Source organism: Undibacterium sp. TJN25 (assembly GCF_049339885.1).
Classification (GTDB): Bacteria; Pseudomonadota; Gammaproteobacteria; order Burkholderiales; family Burkholderiaceae_D; genus Undibacterium.
On sequence record NZ_JBMPPM010000002.1, the window covers coordinates 270,814 to 292,772 of the forward strand.

The window sequence follows — 21,959 nt, forward strand, 5'->3', positions numbered from 1 at the left end:
GGTGCAAATGAGTACTATCGATAAAATTTACAGCAAGACTGCCAAGGGCCTGGCAGCCTTGAGGAATGTTCCTAAAGACCTGAGCCGGGACAGCATGAAGATTCTGGCGAGGGTGGATGGCAAATCCAATAACGCACAACTCATCGCTGCATTTGCCGGCATGCCGGTGCAAAAACTGCGCGAAGCGCTGGATTCCCTGGAAAGAAATGTCTACATCCGCGTGCTGCCGGCAGCAGAACAGGAAATTATCGAGCCGGCGGTTGAGAGAAGCACCAAGCTCGACTATACGCCGGTCTCCAATACTCCCCCGGTGTCTGAAATCGAAGTCACCGAGCTTTCTCCGCAAGACAGCGTGCAGGCCTGGGCCGAAGCACAGCGAGGTGCCCAGTCCCTGCAGGAAAAAGGGTTTTACACCCATACCAAACAAGCTCCAAACGCTTTCCCGCGCATCGGCCTGGCTGGGCTCTCCATCCTGATCATGGAGGATGATGAGAATATCTCCAACCTGATGGCCACCATGCTGGCGAGCAAGGAAGTCAAGGTAAGGCAGGTCGCTGATATCCCCAGCGCACTGGCTGTGCTGAAGGAAGCGGAGATACCGGACATGGTACTGCTGGATGTCGTGGTGCCGGGACTCGAGGGCAAGGATGGCTTCCACGTGCTGGAAGTGATACGCAAGGATCCGCGGCTTGCTGCAATCCCTGTCATCATGGTGACATCACAGATCGGCGATACCGACGTGATGCACGGCTTGAAGGCGCGCGCGGACGGCTATATTTTCAAGCCGCTGAAGTGGGCCACGCTGTACCGTTGCATACGCAGCGTATTTGGTTTGCCGGTGGAATAGCTGCAGGGCTTTAATGCAAGACTTTATTCTTCGTTGTATTTGCGGTCCGATCCCCTGAATTCTGTGACCGGATATTTGACAGCATTGGCCTGTATTTTTTGCCGGGCCGCTTGTTCCAGATCTATTCCCGCCAGATCGGCAAAGCGCACCAGGTACAGCAGGATATCTGCCAGTTCCTCGGCGGTGCAGCTCTTCAGTTTTGGTTCCTGCAATTCTTCCCAGTGCTGGCCGCGCGACCACTGGAACAGCTCCAGCAACTCCGCCGCTTCAATGGAGATTGATGCCGCCAGGTTTTTCGGTGTGTGGAATTGCTCCCAGTCGCGTTCTGCGGCGAAGGCTTTCAGTTCATTGCACAATGCCTGGTTATCTATCATGCCGGTCCTTTCTGCATATTCATCATTTTCATCAGGTTGACTGTCCGGCTTTGGCGAATACTTCCGCCATCCAGTCTACGAACACTCTAACCCTGGGCGACAGCTGCCGGTGGTGCGGGTAGAGCACGGCAACCGGCATCGGGTCTGGCCTGAACTCGGCCAGGACCTCTTGCAGCCGGCCGCTTTGCAATTCCTTTTCCACATGGTAGCGCGGCACCTGGATCAATCCGAAGCCATTGATGCAGCAGGCCGCATAGGCATCTGCATTATTCACCGAAACCATGCCTTTGATCGCGCAGCTCAGCGGCTTGCCGTCTACGATAAAATCGAAGGGAAAGAATTTTCCGGTCTGCGAAGAAAAAAAATTGATGCCGCGGTGCTGCTCCAACTCCGCGATCGACTTTGGTACACCGTGTTTTTCCAGGTAGGCCGGACTGGCGCAGGTGACTTGCTCCAGCGTAGCTACTTTGCGGGCCACCATCGATGAGTCGCGCAATTCACCTACGCGCAGTACGCAATCCACACTTTCCCTGACAAGGTCGATCAGGCGGTCTCCCATGCCGATTTCCAGTTCTATGTTGGGATAGCGGTCACAAAATTGCGGCAGCAGCGGCATGACGAAATGCATGCCCAGCGTACCGTGCATGTCGATACGCAACTTGCCGGCCGGATTGGCCGACGCTTCGCTGAAAATGTTCTCTGTCTCTTCCAGGTCAGCCAGCAAGCGCATGCAGCGCCGGTAGTAGGCATCGCCATCCAGCGTGGCCGTGACCTGGCGCGTGGTCCTGTGCAGCAGGCGCACCCGCAGCCTGGCTTCCAGCTGCTTGATTGCATGGGTGACGGTGGCTTTGGGGAAGCCGAGTTCTTCTCCTGCCCGCGTAAAGCTGCCCAGCTCCACGATGCGGGTAAAGATGCGCATCGATTCAAACCTGTCCATAAACCCGCCTATTGTTAATTAAAATTGCACAGTAAAGACAATTTTACCTAGTTTATCCAATTGCGATCAATAGGCATAATGCACTCACTGGCTCACACAAAGCTGCGCAGCCTTAACAGGAAGTACAGAAAGCACAACCTTCTCAATCATTAAGGAGCATCAAATGACTATGACCAACACAACATCCGCATCTGGCAAAGTTGCCATCATTACCGGCGCATCACGCGGCATAGGCGCTGCCATCGCCCAGCGCCTGGCGGCAGACGGCATGGCTGTCGTTGTCAACTACGCCAGCCGCAGCGATGAGGCCGACGCGCTGGTTGCAAAAATCGTCGCCGGGGGCGGCAAGGCAGTCGCGGCAAAAGCCGACGTGGCCGACGCTGCTGCGGTTGCGGCGCTGTTCGACACGGCGGAAGCGGCATTCGGCAAGGTGGATGTGCTGATCAACAATGCAGGCGTGATGCCTGCAGGCTTGCCGATGCTGGCCGACACCGATGATGCGTCATTCGACAATATCTTCGATATCAATGTCAAAGGCAGCTTCAATACCATGCGCCAAGCTGCCAAACGGCTGCAACATGGCGGCCGCATCGTGAATTTTTCAAGCAGCGTCGTCGGCCTGGCCATGCCTGGCTATTCGGTATATGCCGCTTCCAAATCGGCGATAGAAACAATGAGCAATATTTTTGCGAAAGAGTTGCGCGGCAAACACATCACCGTGAACGCAATTGCACCAGGACCGACAGCGACAGCCTTGTTCTTAAACGGCAAAACCGAAGAAGTCATTGAGCGCCTGAGCAAAGCCGCTCCGCTGGAGCGCCTGGGCACGCCGGATGACATCGCCGCGGCAGTGGCTTTCCTGGTCAGCGCGGACGGCGGCTGGATTAACGGACAGACCCTGCGCGCCAACGGCGGCATCATTTAATTTGCCCAATATCCTACTGCGCGGCCGTGATCGAGGCTCATCCGCTACTCGGAATGCTAACGTACCTTAAGTACGTTCCGCTTCCTGCGTTGCTCTTCACCTCGCTGACGGCCGCTCGCTACGGATTTTGAACAAATTAGTCCCTCATTTGTAAAGGAAAAACATCATGAACTCAGTGGTTTTAGTCACAGGCGCTTCCACCGGTATCGGCAATCTGACAGCAAAGGCATTGGCCGCAGCGGGACATACGGTGTATGCCAGCATGCGCGACATCAAGGGGCGGAATGCGCCGCAGGCAAGGGCATTGGTTGATTTTGCCTTTGCCCATGGTTACAGCTTGCGCCCGGTTGAGCTCGACGTGCTGTCCCAGGAATCTGCCGATGCAGCAGTCAAGGCCATCCTGGATGAACAAGGTCGCCTGGATACCGTGGTGCACAATGCGGGCCATCTGGTGGTCGGCGCAATGGAGGCTTTCAGCCCGGAAGAAATCAGCAAGGTGTTTGACACCAATGTGCTGGGTGCGCAAAGGGTCAACCGCGCGGCGTTACCTGCAATGCGCAACAGCAACTCCGGCCTGATGTTGTGGGTCAGCAGCTCGACGGTGCGCGGCGGTTTCCCGCCTTTCATGGGCCCGTATGCGGCGGCCAAAGCGGCCATGGATTCGATCGCGGTGACCATGTCGTACGAGCTGACCCGTTTCGGCATTGAAACTTCCATCGTTGTTCCCGGCGCTTTTACCCGCGGCACCGCGCACTTCCCGAATGCAGGCAAACCCGCCGACGAAACGACAGCTGCTGCCTATAGCCGCTACAACGGTTTGATGGACCAGGTTGGCGCCCGGCTCAGTGCGCTGATGCCGGACGATGCCGATCCTCAGGCTGTTGCGGAAGACATTGCCCGTATCGTCAGCCTGCCGGCAGGCACCCGCCCGTTCAGAAGCGTTATCGATTTCATCGGCGACGGCGCAGCGGAAGTGACCGAAGTGGCAGAGCAGGTCAGGCGCGATTTTGCAAAGCGCATTGGTATTGACGACTTGCTGCAGGTATCCGAACGGGCTGCCTGATGAAACTGCCAAATTGAGGCGGATGTATTCCTAGAAGGGCAGGTTTGAAAATCAAACCTGCTTTTTTTGCGTTAAGAAGATAGGGAGGAGGCAGCGCAAGAGGCGCTGCGAACCTTCATTTGACGCGGGGCACGCGCCTGTGTCAGCATCGAATCCTACAATACGCAAAAGGCCCGCATAATGATCATCACCCACGACAACAAGACCCCCAGGATCGACCCCAGTGCTTATGTGGCGCCAAATGCCGTTGTCTGCGGCGATGTCAGTATAGGCGCCGGCTGCCGCATCCTTTATGGCGCGCAGCTGATTGCGGAGAGCGGCTCCATCAGCATAGGGCGCGAATGCATCGTGATGGAAAACGCAGTGCTGCGCAGTTCGGCCGAACATGCGCTCAGCATCGGCAACCATTGCCTCATCGGGCCGCAAACCCATGTGGTGGGCTGCACGATAGAAGATGAAGTATTCGTTGCGACCGGCGCTGCCATATTCCATTCTGCACGGCTGGGCAAGGGAAGCGAAGTCCGTATCAACGGAGTCGTGCATATCAAGACCCATGTTGCCGCCGGCGCTTTTGTGCCCATAGGCTGGGTGGCAGTGGGCACACCGGCGCAAATGTTTGCGCCGCATGAACACGACAAGATCTGGGACGTGCAGAAGACGCTGGATTTTCCGCTGACCGTGTATGGATTCGAACGCGCTGACGCCGATATGGTAAAGATTACGCAGCGCCTGTCGCACAAGCTTGCTGCCCATAAAGACGACACGCTGGTATGAGTGAGATGATGTGATATGAGCGTTGATTGGCTGCACGACGCAGGGACAGCGGTGGGGCAGGGTGTGTTTGCACACAGAAGCTGCAGTTGATATCTGCTAAGTTGGATTCTTTCGCGATCCGCTACGAGAGGACTTTATGAGCCTGCCAAGAATCCCGCCTGAGCCTGGTCAAAAGCCGGAACCGGTGCCGCCGCTGCCTGACAAGCCTGATGACGAACCGGTGAAAGATCCGCCGCCGGCCCCGCATACGCGCGAGCCGATGCGGCTGTAAGCCTTACTTCTCCCGCTTTAGCCCTTCCAAATCCGCTGTAGCCCGGTATCGGTGTGTATCCAGCCGCCTTGCGCGCTGGGCCGGTAATAAAATCCGACACCGCCGCCGCGGAAGCTGCGGATCAGACCGCCCAGCACTTCTTCATGCAGCTTGGAGATGCGAATGTCTGCGGCGCGGCCTTCCATGTGCAGCGATTTCCTGGCCGCCGGAACGCCTTCTTCTATCAGCCTGCGGTTGGATTCCGGCGTGCGGTAGCCGGACAATATCTGTAGCGGCTGCACCATGCCAAAACGTTCCACATAGGCTTGCGTGGCCCACAGGGTTTCCAGCAGTTTGGGGTCGATAGGAACAGTCTGCTTGCCGTTGACATCGCGCAGCATGTGGCACAACTGCTGATAAGCCGATTCCTGTACGTCGCCGTCTTTCCAGTACAGCAGCTTTGTATGTTCGCCGGTGGCGGGACGTATGATGTCCAGCGTGCGCGGCTTGACCCAGAATTCTATGTCCAGCGACTGGGAGTCAAAGAGGTCGGGCGGCGGTTCCATGCTGGTGGCGGGGACCTTGTCGGCACCAGCCTCGGGGGTGTTTGCGCTGGCGAGGGGGCCGGTAAAAACGCCGGTATACAGGCCGGCTGCCGTCAGCCACAAACTCTTTTTCAATACGTTACGACGAGATGGCATGGGTGTTCTTTGCTCGCTGTGGTGCTGGGAATGCAGGTAGTGTATATCAGACCATACAAATATGTGGGGCGCCACCCACATTTTCTTTATGAATTTTGTAGCAGATTTGTTGCAGGCGCAGAGCACGCTTATGTGCTGCCGCGGCTGACGCTCTCGCCGTCTGTAGGGCGCAGCGTCCAGAAAGACAGCGAAGACAACGCCGTGACGATGCCCAGTGTCAGGAAGGCGTGATGCAGCGAGGACGTCAGCAGCAGCTTGTCGCTTTGCGGACTGTCGCCGAGATACCACGCCACGACCAGCGAGCCGCCGGCCAGGCCGAAGCTCAGCGACAGCTGCTGCAGCGAACTGGCAATGCTGCTGGCCATGCTGGAATCCTTGTCGTCGACATCGGCATAGGCCATGGAATTCATGCTGGAAAACTGCAGTGAATTGAAAAAGCCCATGGTCAGGCCCAGCGGCACGATCAGCGACACCGGCGTGGCGGAAGTGACCAGCGCAAACAGGCTGATCGTTACGCCGATCAACACCGTGTTAACTATCAGCACCTGGCGGTAGCCGTATTTGCGCAATACCCTGGGTGCGATCAGCTTCATGCCCATGGCAGCGAACGCAGACGGCATCATCAGCAGGCCGGATTGCCATGCGGGCAAGCCCATGCCGAGCTGGTAGAGCAGGGGCAGCAGGAAGGGCAGGCCGCCTATGCCAAGGCGTGTGATGAACCCGCCAATGACGGCCACCCTGAAGGTGCGCACCTTCAGCAGCGTCAGCCGCAACAGCGGGTGGGAAGACTGGTTGGCGTGCCAGCCGTAGGCCGCCAGCAAGGCAATCGCGAGCAGGAACAGCACGGCGCCGGACGTAGGGTCAACCTGATGTTCGCCGAAAATTTCCAGCAGCCATGACAGCAGCGCGATGCCTGCGCCGTACAGCACCAGGCCTACGAGGTCGATGGGGCGCGGCTCGTCGCCATGGTAGTCCGGCATGTAGCGATGGATCAGGTAGAGCGCTACCACGCCCACGGGAACGTTGACGAAGAATATCTCGCGCCAGCTCATCCAGTGTACGATCAGCCCGCCTATTGTAGGCCCCAGCAGTGGGCCGATCAGCGCAGGCAGGATCACGAAGTTCATCGCAGCGAGCAGTTCCGATTTGGGGAAGGTGCGTATGATGGCCAGCCTGCCGACTGGCATCATCATCGCCGCGCCTATGCCTTGCAGCAGGCGCGCCGCGACCAGCATCGGCGAATTAGCCGAGACGCCGCACAGCATGGACGCAATGGTGAATACCGTTACGGCGATCATGAAGACGCGCTTGGTGCCGAAGCGGTCGGCCATCCACCCGCTGATGGGGATGCAGACAGCCAGGCTCAGGATATAGCTGGTGACGACGGACTTCAGGCTCAGCGGCGTCACGCCCAGGCTGACGGCCATGCTGGGAATCGCGGTATTGACGATAGTGGAGTCCAGCTGTTCCATGAACAGGGCTGTTGCGACGACCCAGGGAAGGTATTTTTTTGTATCGGTAGCGGTCATCTTGGCCAGGAATCTCCGGGCGGCAAGCGAGCCGGAGTTTGCAGAAAATCGTGAATGGATGGTTTGCGACGGATTTGCGATATCGCAATCATAATCGATTCTGCAAGCTTTCGTCTGTGTTCCGCCTCACAGATGCCGGTATCGGACGGCTTCTTTGCCCGGCGTTGCCCATAAAAAAAGCCGGGCTTCGTTATGAAGCCCGGCTTTGATAACTGCTTACCCAGCCGGAAACCGGCCGGAAAGCCAGATCATGCTGGTCTTAGAAGTTTGCCTTGAACTGCACGCCGTAGGCGCGTGGCTCGTTCAGGATACCGGTCAGGTTGTCGAAATCGATACCTGCGACGATCTGTTGCCTGTTGGTGATGTTGCGGCCGTAGGCAGCGAGTTCATATTTGCCGTTGCCCCATTTGTAGCCGACACGTATGCCGCCCAGTGTCAAAGGTTTGGCAGTGTATTCCTTGGATTCATACAGGAATTCGTTGAACTTGCCTTTGTACGACCAGTCGGTGAACGCGAACAGGTCGCCTTCGCCTACAGGAACGGTGTATTGCAATGTGAAGTTCGCCACCCATTTAGGCGCTTGTGGCAGAGGATTGCCATTGATCGACACGGTGCCAGGCAACGGGCCTGGTGCGTTGGTCACGGTACAGCCGTTGCCGCAAGGAGCCGCGAACAGACCTGGATCCTTGATCTCGGTCTTGTTGTAGCTGGTGCTGAAGGTGGTTTTCCAGTTGCGGTTCAGATTGGCCTGCGCTTCCAGTTCAAAACCCTGGCCTTCGACTTTGTCGGCGTTAACCAGTTGATTCTGGTTGACGGCGCCGCTGCCGGCGGTCAGCTGCATGTCTTTCACGCGGTACTGGAACACCGTGGCGCTGAGGCGAGCAGTGTTGTCCAGCAGGTCTTTTTTGATACCGGCTTCAAACGACAGATTTTTCTCCGAATCGGCTACCGAGATGCTGTTGCCGAACAAGACGCGTCCCTGGATACTTGGCGCGCGGTAGCCGGTTGCAACGCGTCCGTACACGCTGGTGCTTGGGTCTATCGTGTAGTTGGCGCTCAGATCCCAGCTCACGTTGTTGGAGCGTGGATGGGCCGTCAGCACCGGTGTACCTGTGTCGCCAGGGCCTGCACCTGGAGTGACATAGCGTTTTGCGTCAAAGTCTTTTTTGTCGTCGGTGTAGCGTACACCGGCGCGCAGTTTCAGCTTGTCATTGACCGCATAGTTGACGGAGCCGAAAGTTGCCCAGGATTTGGCGTGCTGATGCTGGTTCGCATAACCGTCCTGCACGTTGCCAGCCAGGGAATTGAAGTCGAAACTGTCAACCTGGATGTCTTCCTTGAAGAAGTAGAGACCGCCTATCCATTGCAGAGGATCCTTGGTATTGGATTGCACGCGGAACTCTTGCGTGAGCTGCCTCAGGAAAGGCAGGCCATCGGCTGTCTCGGAAGGGAAGGGAATGAAGCCGGGGCCGCTAGGCTGAGCAAAGCTCGCACCGTAACCGCCGTCAACGTCGGCGCGGCTATATACTTTTGCCCGGTCGTAGCCGGTGACGGAAAACAGGCTGATGCCTTCCAGGTCCCATTTCAGGTTCATGTTGAGGCCGCTGGACGTCAGGGTCTGCGTGTTGATGCCGTCGGTCGGATAACTGGCGTAATCGAAACCAGGCACGATGTTGTTAGTGCCTTTCTGGATGATGTTGGCGCGGAACAGCGTCGCATTGCCTGCCATGTCGCGGCCATGGGCGCTGAACAGGGCGGTAAAGCCGGCATCCTTGTACTGGAACTGCAGGCGTGCTGCATTGTCGTGGTAACCCTCGAAAGACTTGGTTCCGCCGTTAGGATTTGGATTGGTGTTGTACACGCGGTCGTTGCGGCTTTGGGCCTGGCCAGAGAAGCGCATGGCCCAGCGGTCGCTTAGCGGCACGTTGATTGCGCCTTCCAGGTTGACGGCGCCGTAGTTGCCGTAGCCCAGGTTGGTGTAGCCTTCAAATACGTTGGTCGGCTTGGCGGAATCGAACTTGACGATACCGGCCGGCGAGTTACGGCCGAACAGCGTGCCTTGAGGGCCGCGCAGTACTTCGATGTTGTTCACGTCAAAAACAGGGAAGCCCTTGAGGATGGGGCTTTCCTGCACCACGTCGTCAAAAATCAGGCCGACAGGCTGCGATGCATTCATGTCGAAGTCGGTATTGCCCAGGCCGCGAATATAGAAACGCGGGAAGGTGCGGCCGAAATCGGATTCGACGTTCAGGCTGGGGACGCGCTGCGCCAGGAAAGTGATGTCCTGGCCGCTGGCGTTATAGGTGTCCAGCACTTCGCCCTTGATCGAGGAAATGGACAGAGGCACGTCACGCAGGTTTTCTGTGCGGCGCGCGCCGGTAACAATGACTGTTTCCAGCTTGGTCGAATCAGCCGGCGCATCGGCGGTGACGGCAGCCGGCGCGGTTTGCGCCAGCGCTGCGTGCATGGGGAAGGCAGACGCGATCGCCAGGGCGATCAGTGTCCGCGTTGCTCCCTGCATCACGGATTGGTTGGTTAGCTTCTTTTGCATGTGCTCTTCCTCGGTTATTGACTTCATCTATATAAGTCTTGCTATTTTTGTAGCTTTTTATCGCTCTCGGCGCTTCTGGCAATGAGGCTGAATATCGCCTCTTTCATTAATTTGCAAACGATACGCAAACGTTTGCGCGTTCGTTTTGATCATTAACTGCCACTGCCAAAAACAAGTCAAGAATTAGTCATTCGCCAAGGAATATTTCACCAAAATGACGCGAAAGATGTTGTGTAATCCAAACAAGTTAATGATTTTGATAATTTTGGTGCGCGGCATTCACCACACTGGACTAGCGCCCGAAAATGGAACTTTAAAAAAGGAAATATTGTTTTAAGGTAAATTATTTGACTGAATCAATGCAACTGATATCTGGTTTCTCTGAGATGGCTTGTCATGACTGCTGTCCTTGTTGTTGCCCGGCTTTGAAGGTATATTCATTTCGGCAACATACAGGTATCCCGGATCACCCGCCGGAACCTGCCGTAATCACCCAGGACAGTTTTATGGCCCGCATCATCATCCCCCTTCCGAGTCTGGATTTCGATCCCAGCGAGGTCGCCATTCCGTGGAAAATCCTGCGGCGACACGGCCATCAGGTACTGTTTGCGACGCCGGATGGGCATACAGGCCGGGCGGATGCGTTGATGCTGAGCGGCGAGGGCCTCGATTTCTGGGGTTTCCTGCCGGGGTTGAAAAACCTGAAATTGCTCGGCCTTGCGTTGAGGGCGAATGCGGAAGCGCGCCAGGCTTATGCCGATATGGAAAACGATGCGGCATTTTGCGCACCGCTCAAGTACGGCGATTTGCGTGTAGAGAGTTTCGACGGTTTATTGCTGCCCGGTGGCCACAGGGCACGCGGCATGCGTGCCTATCTGGAGAGCGAGGTCTTGCACCGCTTTATCGCCGGCTTCTTTGATGAAGACAAGCCGGTTGCGGCGATCTGCCATGGGGTACTGGCGGCGGCGCGCAGTGTGTCTGCACGCACCGGCAAGCCGGTACTGCACGGGCGCCAGACAACGGCGCTGCCGTGGAAGCTGGAAAGCTCAGCGTGGTCGATGATGAGGTTTGCGGGCCGCTTCTGGGACGCAGGATACTACCGTACCTATGCGGAGCAGCAGGGCGAGCCGGCGGGATACTGGAGTGTGGAGGGCGAAGTGCGGCGCGCGCTGGCGCAGGATTCGGATTTTAAAAATGTGCCTGCGGGTACACCCGGTTTTTTTCGGAAAACCAGCGGGCTATTCCGCGACAGCGATACGGATACTTCTGCAGCGTTTGTCGTCGTGGACGGCAACTACGTATCGGCACGCTGGCCGGGTGATGCGCACCTGTTCGCTACTACTTTTGCCGATGTGCTGAGCCGCGAATTTGCGCGGACAGGGCAAGCCAGCGGACTGCCTGCAGAGAGCCTTGAAGACACTGGCAGCGCGACCTGAGTGCGGGCACCGGCTTTCTCTTAATCACCGCTGATGTAGTTGTTGCACATGGTGATCAGCGCACTCAGCTTTTCACTATCGGCCCTCTTTTGCAGCACCGCCTTGACTTCCGCGATCTGCGCGCGGCTAGGAATGATTTCAGTAGGGCAGTCGCACATCCAAGTTACCAGCATCGCCGTGATTTTTGCCGCAGACAAGCTGGCCACTTCTTTGCGCGTAGGTACGTGGCAAGGCTTCTTGTCGTAAGCCCTGCACCATTTCTCGGCTGCCAGCAAATTGCTTAGAGGAACACCAAATCGGTCGCTTTCTTGTTCATTTCTCATACTTCGCTTTTGTTCGTTGATCTTGCGAACCTGTCTTTGACAAGTTCCGACCGGACCCGATGCGGCTATTTTGACAGCGCACCTGCAAAGGCAATCCGATCCTATAAGACATTGCACAATCAGCAAAAACTGCATTGCTGCCAGCTTATTATGCACCAGGAAGTGACTGTGGCGCTGCCGCAATATATTGCCTCTGGATAATTTTTTGTAACTGCATGATTTTTCCCGGCTGTCAGGATTTGAGTGGAGGCCATCATCCGTTTGCAAATCTCTGGCAATATATGCATGTACCAAGCATTCATACGGCATGCCGATGAGCGGGATCTTCCTGCCTCCATGCTATCAAAAGGGGCGAACCTGTTCATGCATACACCCAAAAATCTGGCCGCGGCCCAACTGCTGCTGGAAGCCAGGCGCAGCAATGTGCCGCTGGCGGCGCTGACCGATGAAGCAATGCCGCTCGATGCGGCAGATGCCTATGCGATCCAGGATATCGTGACCCATTCCTTGGGCAAGATAGGCGGCTGGAAAGTCGGCGCGCGCGGCCCCGGCGCTCAGGCCAATTGCGCGCCTTTACCTGCCAGCCTGGTGCATGCTTCGCCTGCGCTGGTGGCTGCAGAGGGCAAGGGGCGCTGCGCGATAGAAGCCGAAATTGCCATGCTGCTCAAGCATGACCTGCCGCTGCGGACTTCCGCCTATACCAGGGCCGACGTGATTGCTGCTGTGGCATCGCTCCATCCGACGCTGGAAGTGGTGTCCTCTCGTTTTGCGGCGCCGCCCTCGAATCCGCTTGCCGGTCTGGCCGACAGCCTTAGCAATGGCGCGCTGGTGGTCGGCCAGGGGAGGGCAGAAGACCTGGAGATAGACCAGACCTCACAATCGGTGGAGCTTTATTTCGATGCCGAACAGGTGGCGGCTGCAACGGGAGGAAATCCCGTCGGGGATATCTGGGAATTGCTGGTCTGGCTCGCCAATCACGCGGCGCTGCGTTGCGGCGGTTTGCGGGCGGGGCAGATCATTACGACAGGTTCCTGCACCGGCCTGACCTTTGCCAAACCAGGAACCCGCGTCAAGGCTGTTTTCCCTGGTCTGGGTGCAGTGGAGCTACTGGTCGAATGAGATGTTTGCGTTACAAAATTTTTGTGTGCAGATTCCTGGCGGTTAATGACAAAACACCAAAACGGATGCAGAATGCGCTTTCTGCTTCACTGCTGTTTTCTTGATTAATTTCCATGTGGAAACCCAATGTTTGCGCGGGTTTCTGGGTAACAGGGTATTCAACCGGAATGGCATATTTGTAGAAAGGCGGCCTGCGCTGGCGGGTGTATCCGAAGTGTAGTCTATGGTGGCAATTCAGCAGGGATGGAAGATGGCGGGTGAGATTTTTATCGCAAGAAAGCAAGACGATGCAGCAAATGAAAACCCTATCTGCCTGGAAGAATGGCTCTCCGCCTGTAGCACCGATCCCTCTCTGCGGGTAGTGAACGAATTGTCCGCGGTTAACCCGTCCACCGGGGAGCCGGAAAAGGTGGCGAGCAACGGCTGCGCCTTCTATATGCATCCGGTGCAGGGCAGTTTGTATGTGTTCGAATACGTGCAGGGAAAAGTAGCTGCGCGCTATGATCATCAGATATTGCAGAAGGCGAAGGAACTGGCTTTCCGTCTTGGCGCGGTTTTGCAGGATGAGCAGGGCCTGGAAATTATTGCATGAGCATTGCGGTTGCCGTATAAACGGGAACGGCATTGAGGTTTTTTAAAGGGGAGGCTGAGATGCATGCACTCAAGATAATCGCCGAAACGATGATGGCGCTGATGGTCCCACTCTCCCCCATGCTGCTCGGCCGACGGCCTCAGGTATTGCCGCGGAGCCAGTGGCCCGTAACCGTGGGCGCTGCAGTGGATAGCCTACTGTTGCGCATGTCGGCGCAGGATAAGGCGATGGTCAAAGCCACCCGGCATGAGGATCTGGTCATCTTCCACCACCGCTGGGGCGGCAGCATCCGCCGCTACTACGGGCTGGATAGCGGTAACCGGCAACTACTGGCTGCCGCGGCCGCAAGGCCGGGGGAGGCCGACCAGGCTGCCAGGAAAATCATCGAAGCGGTGTGGCAGGAACTCCAGCGTAGCTGAACCCGCGGCGCCTGACTTTGGGATCACACCGATGCCTATTTCGTTTGCAGCTGGTCGTAGACGCTGCTGGCGATGCGAGACAGGTCGTTTTTGCTGATGCCGCCTGAGAGCGCATAGCCGAATTTTCCATCTATCCAGTAAAACACGTTGACCTGGCCTTCCTGCGCAAAGCGGAAGCCGGTATCGCGGTTTTCGCTATTCTCGGATGCGACGTATAACGTCAGCCGCTGGCCTCCGGTGTCGGTGTACATAAATTGTGCGACCGGCCCGCTGCTGCCGGGAAGCAGCCTGCCTCCCACCAGATCGTAACCCAGCGGCCCCAGTTTGGGAGGATGCAGCGGGGTACCCAGGCGTTTGGATAGCCAGGCGACCAGATGTGCTTCCTGGTCTGCGCCGACCTCCACGGGATGTTTTACTTCCGGGCTGAATACGACGTGGGCGATGGCGGCCTGTTGCGGAAGTGACGCGATCTGCCGGCTTTGCAGCGTATCGCCCCCTTGGCCGGATTGGGCATATTGCGCGGCAGACTGCCAGCCATGCAGCACCCACCCGGCAGCGCCGCTGGCCAGCGCCAGCACGATGCCCGCCGCAATACGCTGTAAGGACCAGCGTGCTGGAGGCCGGTGCCGGGACGCGTGCGGAACGCCGGCGGCGGCATGCAGCGCCGAAGGCACGGCTTCTTCCAGCACCGGGTCAAACAAGGCACGCAGGCTGGCGTTCTGCTCGCGGTAGATGCGTACACGCTCGGCGTCTTCCGGTGCGGCCTGCAGCCAGGCTTCTACCTGCAGCTGTCGGGCCGCAGGCAGCGCGCCGTCCACGTAGGCGTGCAATTCGGCTTCAGTAATCGGAGCTGGTTTCATTTGACGACTTTCAGCGGTACTACGGACGCCGGGATTGCTGCCCGGCCTTCCATCAGCACCCTCAATTTTTCCCTGCCCCTGGCCAGGCGCGACATCACCGTGCCGATGGGAATATCCAGGGTGGCAGCTATTTCTTCGTAGGACATCTGTTCCAGCGCGACGAGCAGCAGCACGGCGCGCTGCTCGCTCGGCAGCAGTTGCAAGGCGCCGTGCAGGTCGCGTACTTCCAGCTGGTCGCTCTGGCTGGCCCGCACCGGTACGGCCAAACTTTCATCTTCCATTGCAACGGTCGCCAGTGACGGCTTGCGCACCTGGTTGATGTGCAGGTTATGCATGATGCCAAACAGCCAGGCGCGCATGTCGCTGCCGCTGCGCCACAGTGCCAGCTTGTCCCAGGCGCGTTCGAGCGTGTCCTGCACCAGGTCGTCGGCAAGGGCGTGATCGCTGATCAGCGCCCGCGCATAGCGGCGCAGGCGCGGGATGCAGGCGACTAGCTGGTTTCCTTCTTCAGCCATGTGCTTCATTCAATAAGTTGGCGCGATTCAGTTCTTTACCGCGTGCCAGACGTCCTTGAAATTGTCGCCAGTGTGGTCTCCAGCCTTTTTGTCTTGCGCATAGGTATACAGCGGCTTGCCTTTGAATGCCCACTGTTTGCTGCCGTCATCGCGAGTGACCACGCTGTAGTCGCCATTGTCCTTTGCGGAAGCGGAGGCCATCGCTGGCGGCCACAGGGTGGCGCAGCCACCGTTGCACACGCTTTTGCCGCTGCCTGCAGCATCTTTATCGAAGGTATACAAGGTCATGCCGGATTCTGAAACAAGCATGCCATCGCTTTTTTTCATAGGCGCTTCTTGCGCAAGGGCGGTGCCGATGGACAGGCAGGAGACGAGCAGTGCGCCAAGCAGGGAAAGTTTCTTCATGATAATTCCAGTCATATCAGATTAAAGGGACGTGCAACAAGGTATACAAGGGGAGCCTGCGGTTTATTCCACTTTTTTAAAATAGTTTTAATCCTGTGGCTTATACCTTGTTGCGCTTACCTTTCGTTACATTTTTGGTATCTGGAAAATAGGCTCGGTGCCGCCTATAGTGAATATAGGCGGTGACCGGGGATTAGCTATGGCCATCTTCAATATCGACATCTTGAACTTTAAATCATGTCTTTTTCAGCTGTTGACAGCAGTTATGCGGTGAAACAGGGAGTTGTTTCTTATACTCCCGGCGGGGCTGCGGGCGCAACTGTTAGTGCATCCGCCGCTGCTGCAGGAGCTGGCATGGTTTCTTCGCTGGATCAGGGGGCGAGTGCAATTACGGCTTTGTCATCCACCCAGGATGGTGTCGCCGCATCTGCGTTTTATACCGTGGATGGCCTGTTGCAAGGAAATTCCACCAGCGCTGGCGGCTCCGTTTTGCAGCAGGCGGTGGACAAGGAGATCGTGGCTGCGCTGTCGGCCAAGGCAGTGGGGGCGGGCGTCTATAACGGCACGGGTGTGCTGGAAAGTCTACCTTATTCCCGCGTGACGGATCTTGGCAGCCTGCTGCGCTACAATCCGCAACTGTCCTATATTCAGGTCGGCAACTCCTATAACCAGGGCATCCTGGAAAGCGTGGACATCGTTGCCTGAATCCTCAGGCAAGAAACTGCCGACGAGGCCTGTCGTCTTATCCGCTTACGCGAGCACCTGCATCTTGTCCTGCATGACCAGTGCATCATCGACCTGACGCGAAAACAGGCTGTAGTCGGCTTTGCCGGTTTTCCAGTCTGATGACAATTTCATCCTCAGGATAAAGGCGGAATCCCTTAGCGGGATAGTCTTGGGGTTGCCGATGATCTCTATCCACAGCGGCGCGGCTTCACCTCCGTCGCCCTCTGGAAGATGCACATAGCCGCCTTTCAGCGTCAGGTCGAAGTGGACGAATCCCCGCTTGACGCAGCATTTACCGACGATTTTTTTATGGGCAGTGTCTACGCACAGGTCCAGTTGCAGGCTGGAGCCGAATTCGCTGCGGCTTTCCAGCAAGTAGGAAGTATGAAAATTTTCTAGCGACGGCAGGCCGGCATGGCCCGCCAGGCAGGCCGCGCTCATTCTACAAAACTCAGTTCAAAACTGGCTGGCAGGTAAGCGCCAAAAGCACGCCCGTAAGTGCAGCGCAGATAGTCGTTGAGCTGGCCCAGAGCGGCCTGCTTCAGTTGCCGGGTCGGCTCCAGCGCGACAGGTGCGTCCTGCACGCAGTCCGCGCCAAGTCGAAAACTGGCATTGCCGGTTTTCCATCCTGGTGACAGCAGCATATGCAGGCTGAATCCGGTTTGCAGCGCGGCAGGCACAGGCAAATCCGCTTCCAGCCTGGCGACGATAAGGGGCTCGCCCGAACCTGGAGCGCAGACAGTGTCGTAGCTGCCGGATACCGGCAGCGTGTCCTGGCGGCCCGGCAGCTGCCGCCGACAGTGGCCGCGTATGCTTTGCGTCGTGGTGTCCACTGTCAGGTCGAGCTGCAGCCTGGTGGCGGAATCCGTATTCCCTAGCAGGTAGGAAACAAAAAATAAACCGGTCATGATATGTCCTCAGCGTTTTTATGCTGGCCGTGCTTGTGTGCCGGCTCTGGCTGTATATAGTCAAATTCTGTGCCATGCGTAAATGCCTGCCGGGGTGTAAAAACGGTGACGGTAGAGGCGTTTTTGTACATCGCAAGGTGTAAAAAGACGCTTTTTTACATGTCAAGCAGCTCTATGCAGGGTGTAAATCGGTTTTGTCGCTGTTATCTTTCAAGCATTGCTTGAAGTGCCCGCATCAGTAGACGATAATTCCGTTGCCGATTTATTTTTTGATACTGCGGAAGTGAGCTGTTTGTGAGCGACAACACCGAATACACCCTGACCTCGCGCCAGCCTGCTTTGCAGCGCAACAGCGGTCCCCTGCTTGGCCTGACCATCCTGTGGCATCCGGAGATGCACAGGATAGGCGAACAGTTCATGGGGCCTGCGGCAGAGGGCGTGGTGGAGCTGAGTCGCACCTTTCCCTTTTTTCACCAGCCGGGGAAGGGCGGCTTCGCGCTGGGGCACCGCTGTATTGCCCGCGCGCCGCTGACGATACGTCGCACTGCGCTCAATACGGTGGAAATCATCGCTGCAGACAGCTTGATGGAAGTGGAGGTTAACGGCAGTCCACTGGTTTCCTCACTGGCGCTGTCTTCCGAGCAGGTGGACCGCGGCGTCGTGCTTGGCCTTGGCGGTGTGGTGCTGGTGTGCATACACTGGATGCGCGGTGCGCCTAAAGCCAACGGGATAGACGGCTTGCTGGGCGTGAGCAGCGCGGCGATCACGATGCGTGACCAGATACGGCAAGTAGCACAAACGGACCTGACGGTGCTGCTGCTGGGTGAAACCGGCACCGGCAAAGAGGTAGCGGCGCGCGCCATTCATGCTGCCAGCAAATGCAGCCGTGGCCCGATGGTGGCGGTGAACATGGCGGCGCTGAATGAATCGCTGGCGGCAGCCGACCTGTTCGGCGCTGTAAAGGGCGCTTATACCGGCGCACAAAATAGCCGGGCCGGATTATTTGCCGAGGCGGACGGCGGTACGCTGTTCCTGGATGAAATTGGCGATACGCCGGTGACGGTGCAGCCCATGCTGTTGCGGGTACTGGAAACCGGTGACTACAGGCCGCTGGGCGCCCGTGCCGACCAGCGTTCCAGCGCGCGGCTGATCGCAGCCACCGACCAGGATCTGGATGCGCGAGCTTTTAACCAGGCCCTGCTGCGCCGGCTGGAGGCTTTTGTCATCCACGTGCCGGCCCTGCGCGAAAGGCGTGAAGACATGGGTGTGCTGATTGCGCATTTTTTGCAGCAATGGACGGCGCAGTCAGGCATCAGCGTGGAATTGCCGGTGCCTTTTGTCAGCGAGATGTGCAACGACGACTGGCCCGGCAATGTACGCCAGCTGGCACAGGTGCTGCGTCGTGCCGTCATGGCAGCGAGTGCCGGCGAGGTGCCGGTGCTGGCCGATTTCGTGCGCAGCATGAAGCTCAGTTCTGCAGCCCGGTCGGTCCAGCGCCCGCAGGCAGCTGTGCATTTTCCTTCTGCCGTGGAAAGCCCCGTTCCCCCAGTGGCCCTGCCGGCTATGGCGCCTGCGGATGTGATGGCGATACCGGAAGAGGAGGCACGCAAACCCAGGCTGTCTGAACTCACGCATGAAGACATCGTGCTGGCGATGGAGAGCAATGGCTGGCGTATCAGCAATGCCGCGCAGCAGCTGGGCATCTCTCGCCCGACGATGTACAAGCTGCTGGAAAGCCATCCGCAGATACGCTGGGCAGAAGCGATTCCCCAGGAAGAAATACGGCAGGCGCTGGAGCAGCATGGGGGCGACCTTGACCGCTGCGCTTCCAGCTTGAAGACCCCTAGCGAGGCGTTACGCCGCCAACTGAGGGTACTCAGGCTGATAGCGAACTAAGCGCTGTTGCTGTTTAATGCAGCAAACCTGCCTGCACGGCGACGATTAGGAAAATGCCCATCGCCGCGCGATAGATAACGAACGGCCAGGTGGAAAATTTTTCCAGAAAGCGCATCAATCCCCAGATCGCGCAAAACGCGGAAATACTGGCAATGACTAGGCCGAATCCCAGTAATTTCCATGCCTCAGGCGGGATGTGCGCGTGGTATAGCACCCACAGTTCTTTCAGGCCTGCCAACGCGATGGCAGGCAAACCCAGCAAGAAGGAAAAACGCGCGGCTTCATCACGCTTCAGGTTCAGGAACAGTGCCGCAGTCAGCGTGGAGCCGGAGCGCGAAACGCCCGGTATGAGCGCGCCGATCTGCGCGAGACCCACGATCAGCGCATCGCGCAAGCGCATTTCGGGCATGCTGCGCAGGTGGCGGCAGCTGAACTCCGCAGCCGCCAGCAACACCGCCATCACCAGCGACGATACGCCGATCACCGTCAGGCTGCGCAGCGGCGAATTGCAGGCGTTGAGCACCGAAGACAGTGCCAGCCCCGCAATGCCGATGGGAATGGTTGCCAGTACAATGGCGACCGCCAGGCGAAACGGCTGGCTGTCGAAGTCGCGGGTGCGTACCGCAACGACGCTGCCTGCCACAACGCCGCTGACGTCGCGCCAGAAATAGCTGACCACGGCTGCCAGCGCGGCGAGCTGCATTGCGGCTGAAAATGCGGAACCGGGATCGTTCCAGCCCAGCAGCGCAGGCAGGATGCGCATGTGTGCGGTGGACGAGATGGGCAGCAGCTCGGTAATGCCTTGCACGACACCCAAAATAGCGATTTGAAGGTAATCCAGTGAAGCAAAGCCTATATCCAGGCCGCCGGGGCAAGAAGTGGACACGTGGTCTCCCGTTTTGAGTGCGTAAAAAATAATCCCGGCAGGAATATAGCATTGCTAGCATCTGCAGGTGTATCAAATCGTTATAATTATTCAAGAACGATGATGTTGTACGTATTTGGTGCGGACGTTGTGCCAGGTGCGTGCGAGGTAGATATAGGTTGTGGTGCAACGCTGCATCTTTTTGATGCGTGTCATCACGCCGTCATACTGCTCATGCATGATGGCGCCACTCTCCCAATTACTCCCTAAGGAATTGGATTCGGCCTGCAGATTTATCGCTGCAGGCCTTTTTTTTGCCTTATTTTTATGGCGGACTTGCTGTTTTTTTAACGAACTCCATAGCGGACGGATAAGGCAGGGATAAACCCTGTTGCTATATAGGGAATGGCGCTGTTTCCCCGCTACAATGACAGGCATGTTGACCTGATTCTGGGAAAAGGCCGATGCCGATATCGCCGCAAACTTCCGCCGGACCTGCTACGCACCCCGGTACTTTACTGAATATCTGTGCGCTGCAGTCCAGTCACGGGGGACCTTTTTCGCTGGAACTGGTCGCGGGCGAATGCGTGGCTGTGCTTGGGGCATCGGGTTCGGGCAAGAGTGTCATGCTGCGCATGGTGGCAGACCTCGATCCTCATGCGGGCGACGTGTATCTGGGCGGTGCTGCGCGGGCCGCGATGCCGGCGCCTGAATGGCGCCGCAAGGTTGTTTACCAGGCGGCGGAGCCGGCCTGGTGGGCGGCTACGGCTGCAGCGCACTTTGCCGATGCAGACAGGCAGTTGTTGCCGGTTCTGCTGGGGCAGCTTGGACTGGACGAGGCATTGCTGGCCTCAGATGTAAGCCGGCTTTCGACAGGGCAAAGACAGCGACTGGCGCTAGTGCGCTCGCTACTGTGCAAGCCGAGCGTGCTGTTGCTGGACGAGCCTACCGCAGCGCTGGACCAGGCGGCCATCCAGGCGGTGGAGTCCTTGCTGCTCGACTGCATGAAGGACGGGCTGGCGATTGTCTGGGTTACCCATTCGGAAGAGCAGGCGCGGCGGATCGGCAACAGGCGCGTTGAAGTTCGCGCCGGGCAGTTGCATCCGCTATGAAGCCTATCCATCTTGACGCGCTTGACCTGGGCATTTCGGCATCTCTGGTACTGCTGGACGTGGTGATCTCGATTTACCTGGGGTTGCGCCTGCATAAACAGGTATTGCTGGCTGCCGTGCGGATGGTAGTGCAATTGCTGCTGGTGGGCTATGTGTTACGCATCGTCTTTGCGCAGAGTTCGCCTGCACTGACACTGGCGATCGTGGCGTTGATGATTGCCGCAGCCGCGCGCGAGGTGGCGGGGCGGCCGGTGCACAAGCTGTACGGCTGGGCCAATTTCAGGATAGGTGCTGCGGTGGTGGGCATTTCCAGCATGGCGACGGTGCTGCTGGCCTTGCTGACCGCAATACGGCCGTCACCCTGGTACGATCCGCACTATGCGATACCGCTGATGGGCATCGTGCTTGGCAGCGTGCTGAATTCGGCCAGCCTTGGCCTGGATACCTTCTTCGGCGGCGTGGTCAGGGGGCGGGCGGAAATAGAAGCCAGACTGGCGCTGGGCGCCACCTGTCGCCAGGCGATGGCGCCGCTGATGCGCGATTCCATCCGCAAAGGCCTGATCCCCATCATCAACCAGATGTCTGCTGCCGGCATCATCACCCTGCCGGGCATCATGACGGGCCAGATACTGGCCGGCATGGACCCGGTGGAAGCCGTGAAATACCAGATACTGCTGATGTTCTTGCTGACCGGCGCCGGCGGCCTTGCAGCCGCGGGCGCCGTCTATCTGGCGGCCAATGCGGTGACGGACGAGCGTGACCGCTTGCGGTTGGACCGCATGGCGTGACAGAGCCTGATTCTGTTGGAGGGTGCGCTGGAGCGGTACTGGCC

General features: G+C 57.8%; 26 protein-coding genes. 13 read left to right on the forward strand and 13 right to left on the reverse strand.

Annotated features, from left to right (window positions below):
- The first annotated feature begins 7 nt into the window (after nucleotides 1–7).
- Nucleotides 8–847 (forward strand): response regulator, encoded by an 840-nt coding sequence (locus ACO0LO_RS04800; protein WP_422963060.1) that lies wholly within the window; start codon nucleotides 8–10, stop codon nucleotides 845–847.
- A 23-nt stretch (nucleotides 848–870) separates the two neighbouring features.
- On the opposite strand, the gene ACO0LO_RS04805 is transcribed toward ACO0LO_RS04800, so the two are convergent.
- Both ACO0LO_RS04805 and ACO0LO_RS04810 read right to left on the reverse strand, forming a co-directional pair.
- Nucleotides 871–1,221 carry a nucleotide pyrophosphohydrolase gene (locus ACO0LO_RS04805; RefSeq protein ID WP_422963061.1) on the reverse strand — a complete coding sequence of 117 codons (351 nt, stop codon included), beginning with the start codon at nucleotides 1,219–1,221 and terminating at the stop codon, nucleotides 871–873.
- A gap of 31 nt (nucleotides 1,222–1,252) precedes the next feature.
- The gene (locus ACO0LO_RS04810) at nucleotides 1,253–2,158 is read right to left on the reverse strand and encodes a LysR family transcriptional regulator (RefSeq protein WP_422963062.1); all 906 of its coding nucleotides are present in this window, start codon (nucleotides 2,156–2,158) and stop codon (nucleotides 1,253–1,255) included.
- Nucleotides 2,159–2,321: 163 nt separating this feature from the next.
- On the opposite strand from ACO0LO_RS04810, the gene ACO0LO_RS04815 reads away from it, so the two are divergent.
- From ACO0LO_RS04815 to ACO0LO_RS04830, 4 genes are all read left to right on the forward strand, one after another.
- Complete coding sequence (locus ACO0LO_RS04815) at nucleotides 2,322–3,083, forward strand: SDR family oxidoreductase (RefSeq protein ID WP_422963063.1); 762 nt, start codon at nucleotides 2,322–2,324, stop codon at nucleotides 3,081–3,083.
- 166 nt (nucleotides 3,084–3,249) lie between these two features.
- The gene (locus ACO0LO_RS04820) at nucleotides 3,250–4,146 is read left to right on the forward strand and encodes an SDR family oxidoreductase (RefSeq protein ID WP_422963064.1); all 897 of its coding nucleotides are present in this window, start codon (nucleotides 3,250–3,252) and stop codon (nucleotides 4,144–4,146) included.
- A gap of 180 nt (nucleotides 4,147–4,326) precedes the next feature.
- Nucleotides 4,327–4,920, forward strand: a complete 594-nt coding sequence (locus ACO0LO_RS04825) for a gamma carbonic anhydrase family protein (protein WP_422963065.1) — start codon at nucleotides 4,327–4,329, stop codon at nucleotides 4,918–4,920.
- Nucleotides 4,921–5,056: 136 nt separating this feature from the next.
- Complete coding sequence (locus ACO0LO_RS04830) at nucleotides 5,057–5,191, forward strand: hypothetical protein (protein WP_422963066.1); 135 nt, start codon at nucleotides 5,057–5,059, stop codon at nucleotides 5,189–5,191.
- Nucleotides 5,192–5,208: 17 nt separating this feature from the next.
- On the opposite strand, the gene ACO0LO_RS04835 is transcribed toward ACO0LO_RS04830, so the two are convergent.
- The 3 genes from ACO0LO_RS04835 to ACO0LO_RS04845 form a co-directional block, all read right to left on the reverse strand.
- Nucleotides 5,209–5,871, reverse strand: a complete 663-nt coding sequence (locus ACO0LO_RS04835; RefSeq protein ID WP_422963067.1) for a YcbK family protein — start codon at nucleotides 5,869–5,871, stop codon at nucleotides 5,209–5,211.
- Nucleotides 5,872–5,999: 128 nt separating this feature from the next.
- On the reverse strand, nucleotides 6,000–7,400 hold the full coding sequence (locus tag ACO0LO_RS04840) for a DHA2 family efflux MFS transporter permease subunit (protein WP_422963068.1): 1,401 nt from the start codon (nucleotides 7,398–7,400) through the stop codon (nucleotides 6,000–6,002).
- A gap of 259 nt (nucleotides 7,401–7,659) precedes the next feature.
- Nucleotides 7,660–9,951: a TonB-dependent receptor gene (locus tag ACO0LO_RS04845; RefSeq protein WP_422963069.1), complete on the reverse strand. Its 2,292-nt coding sequence runs from the start codon at nucleotides 9,949–9,951 to the stop codon at nucleotides 7,660–7,662.
- Between the two features lie 506 nt (nucleotides 9,952–10,457).
- Between ACO0LO_RS04845 and ACO0LO_RS04850 the strand changes: the two genes are divergently transcribed.
- Nucleotides 10,458–11,387, forward strand: coding sequence for a type 1 glutamine amidotransferase domain-containing protein (locus ACO0LO_RS04850; protein WP_422963070.1), 930 nt, complete (start codon nucleotides 10,458–10,460; stop codon nucleotides 11,385–11,387).
- Between the two features lie 20 nt (nucleotides 11,388–11,407).
- Here ACO0LO_RS04850 and ACO0LO_RS04855 read toward each other — a convergent pair whose 3' ends face one another.
- A complete protein-coding gene (locus ACO0LO_RS04855; RefSeq protein ID WP_422963071.1) occupies nucleotides 11,408–11,710 on the reverse strand; it encodes a hypothetical protein in 303 nt (100 codons plus the stop codon).
- A 285-nt stretch (nucleotides 11,711–11,995) separates the two neighbouring features.
- On the opposite strand from ACO0LO_RS04855, the gene ACO0LO_RS04860 reads away from it, so the two are divergent.
- From ACO0LO_RS04860 to ACO0LO_RS04870, 3 genes are all read left to right on the forward strand, one after another.
- Nucleotides 11,996–12,829 carry a 2-keto-4-pentenoate hydratase gene (locus ACO0LO_RS04860; RefSeq protein WP_422963072.1) on the forward strand — a complete coding sequence of 278 codons (834 nt, stop codon included), beginning with the start codon at nucleotides 11,996–11,998 and terminating at the stop codon, nucleotides 12,827–12,829.
- Nucleotides 12,830–13,052: 223 nt separating this feature from the next.
- Nucleotides 13,053–13,421 (forward strand): hypothetical protein, encoded by a 369-nt coding sequence (locus ACO0LO_RS04865; RefSeq protein WP_422963073.1) that lies wholly within the window; start codon nucleotides 13,053–13,055, stop codon nucleotides 13,419–13,421.
- Nucleotides 13,422–13,480: 59 nt separating this feature from the next.
- Entirely contained in the window at nucleotides 13,481–13,840 is a 360-nt protein-coding gene (locus ACO0LO_RS04870; protein ID WP_422963074.1) for a DUF6794 domain-containing protein, read from the forward strand.
- Nucleotides 13,841–13,875: 35 nt separating this feature from the next.
- Here ACO0LO_RS04870 and ACO0LO_RS04875 read toward each other — a convergent pair whose 3' ends face one another.
- The 3 genes from ACO0LO_RS04875 to ACO0LO_RS04885 are packed head-to-tail and all read right to left on the reverse strand — an operon-like array spanning nucleotide 13,876 to nucleotide 15,620.
- Entirely contained in the window at nucleotides 13,876–14,700 is an 825-nt protein-coding gene (locus ACO0LO_RS04875; RefSeq protein WP_422963075.1) for an anti-sigma factor family protein, read from the reverse strand.
- Nucleotides 14,697–15,215, reverse strand: coding sequence for an RNA polymerase sigma factor (locus ACO0LO_RS04880; RefSeq protein WP_422963076.1), 519 nt, complete (start codon nucleotides 15,213–15,215; stop codon nucleotides 14,697–14,699). Before ACO0LO_RS04880 ends, ACO0LO_RS04875 begins: the two co-directional genes overlap by 4 nt.
- Before the next feature lie 27 nt (nucleotides 15,216–15,242).
- Nucleotides 15,243–15,620 carry a hypothetical protein gene (locus ACO0LO_RS04885; RefSeq protein ID WP_422963077.1) on the reverse strand — a complete coding sequence of 126 codons (378 nt, stop codon included), beginning with the start codon at nucleotides 15,618–15,620 and terminating at the stop codon, nucleotides 15,243–15,245.
- 354 nt (nucleotides 15,621–15,974) lie between these two features.
- On the opposite strand from ACO0LO_RS04885, the gene ACO0LO_RS04890 reads away from it, so the two are divergent.
- Nucleotides 15,975–16,325: a hypothetical protein gene (locus ACO0LO_RS04890; protein ID WP_422963078.1), complete on the forward strand. Its 351-nt coding sequence runs from the start codon at nucleotides 15,975–15,977 to the stop codon at nucleotides 16,323–16,325.
- Nucleotides 16,326–16,370: 45 nt separating this feature from the next.
- Here the strand turns inward: ACO0LO_RS04890 and ACO0LO_RS04895 are convergent, their stop codons facing one another.
- Nucleotides 16,371–16,787 carry a DUF1842 domain-containing protein gene (locus ACO0LO_RS04895; protein WP_422963079.1) on the reverse strand — a complete coding sequence of 139 codons (417 nt, stop codon included), beginning with the start codon at nucleotides 16,785–16,787 and terminating at the stop codon, nucleotides 16,371–16,373.
- On the reverse strand, nucleotides 16,784–17,254 hold the full coding sequence (locus tag ACO0LO_RS04900; RefSeq protein WP_422963080.1) for a DUF1842 domain-containing protein: 471 nt from the start codon (nucleotides 17,252–17,254) through the stop codon (nucleotides 16,784–16,786). The genes ACO0LO_RS04895 and ACO0LO_RS04900 overlap by 4 nt, the downstream gene beginning before the upstream one ends.
- A gap of 294 nt (nucleotides 17,255–17,548) precedes the next feature.
- Here ACO0LO_RS04900 and ACO0LO_RS04905 point away from each other — a divergent pair, with 294 nt between their 5' ends.
- On the forward strand, nucleotides 17,549–19,150 hold the full coding sequence (locus ACO0LO_RS04905; protein ID WP_422963081.1) for a sigma 54-interacting transcriptional regulator: 1,602 nt from the start codon (nucleotides 17,549–17,551) through the stop codon (nucleotides 19,148–19,150).
- A gap of 13 nt (nucleotides 19,151–19,163) precedes the next feature.
- Here the strand turns inward: ACO0LO_RS04905 and ACO0LO_RS04910 are convergent, their stop codons facing one another.
- The gene (locus ACO0LO_RS04910; protein ID WP_422963082.1) at nucleotides 19,164–20,036 is read right to left on the reverse strand and encodes an undecaprenyl-diphosphate phosphatase; all 873 of its coding nucleotides are present in this window, start codon (nucleotides 20,034–20,036) and stop codon (nucleotides 19,164–19,166) included.
- A gap of 90 nt (nucleotides 20,037–20,126) precedes the next feature.
- On the reverse strand, nucleotides 20,127–20,453 hold the full coding sequence (locus tag ACO0LO_RS04915; RefSeq protein ID WP_422963083.1) for a hypothetical protein: 327 nt from the start codon (nucleotides 20,451–20,453) through the stop codon (nucleotides 20,127–20,129).
- 26 nt (nucleotides 20,454–20,479) lie between these two features.
- On the opposite strand from ACO0LO_RS04915, the gene ACO0LO_RS04920 reads away from it, so the two are divergent.
- On the forward strand, nucleotides 20,480–21,127 hold the full coding sequence (locus tag ACO0LO_RS04920; RefSeq protein WP_422963084.1) for an ABC transporter ATP-binding protein: 648 nt from the start codon (nucleotides 20,480–20,482) through the stop codon (nucleotides 21,125–21,127).
- A complete protein-coding gene (locus tag ACO0LO_RS04925) occupies nucleotides 21,124–21,915 on the forward strand; it encodes an ABC transporter permease (RefSeq protein ID WP_422963085.1) in 792 nt (263 codons plus the stop codon). The genes ACO0LO_RS04920 and ACO0LO_RS04925 overlap by 4 nt, the downstream gene beginning before the upstream one ends.
- Nucleotides 21,916–21,959: the final 44 nt, after the last annotated feature.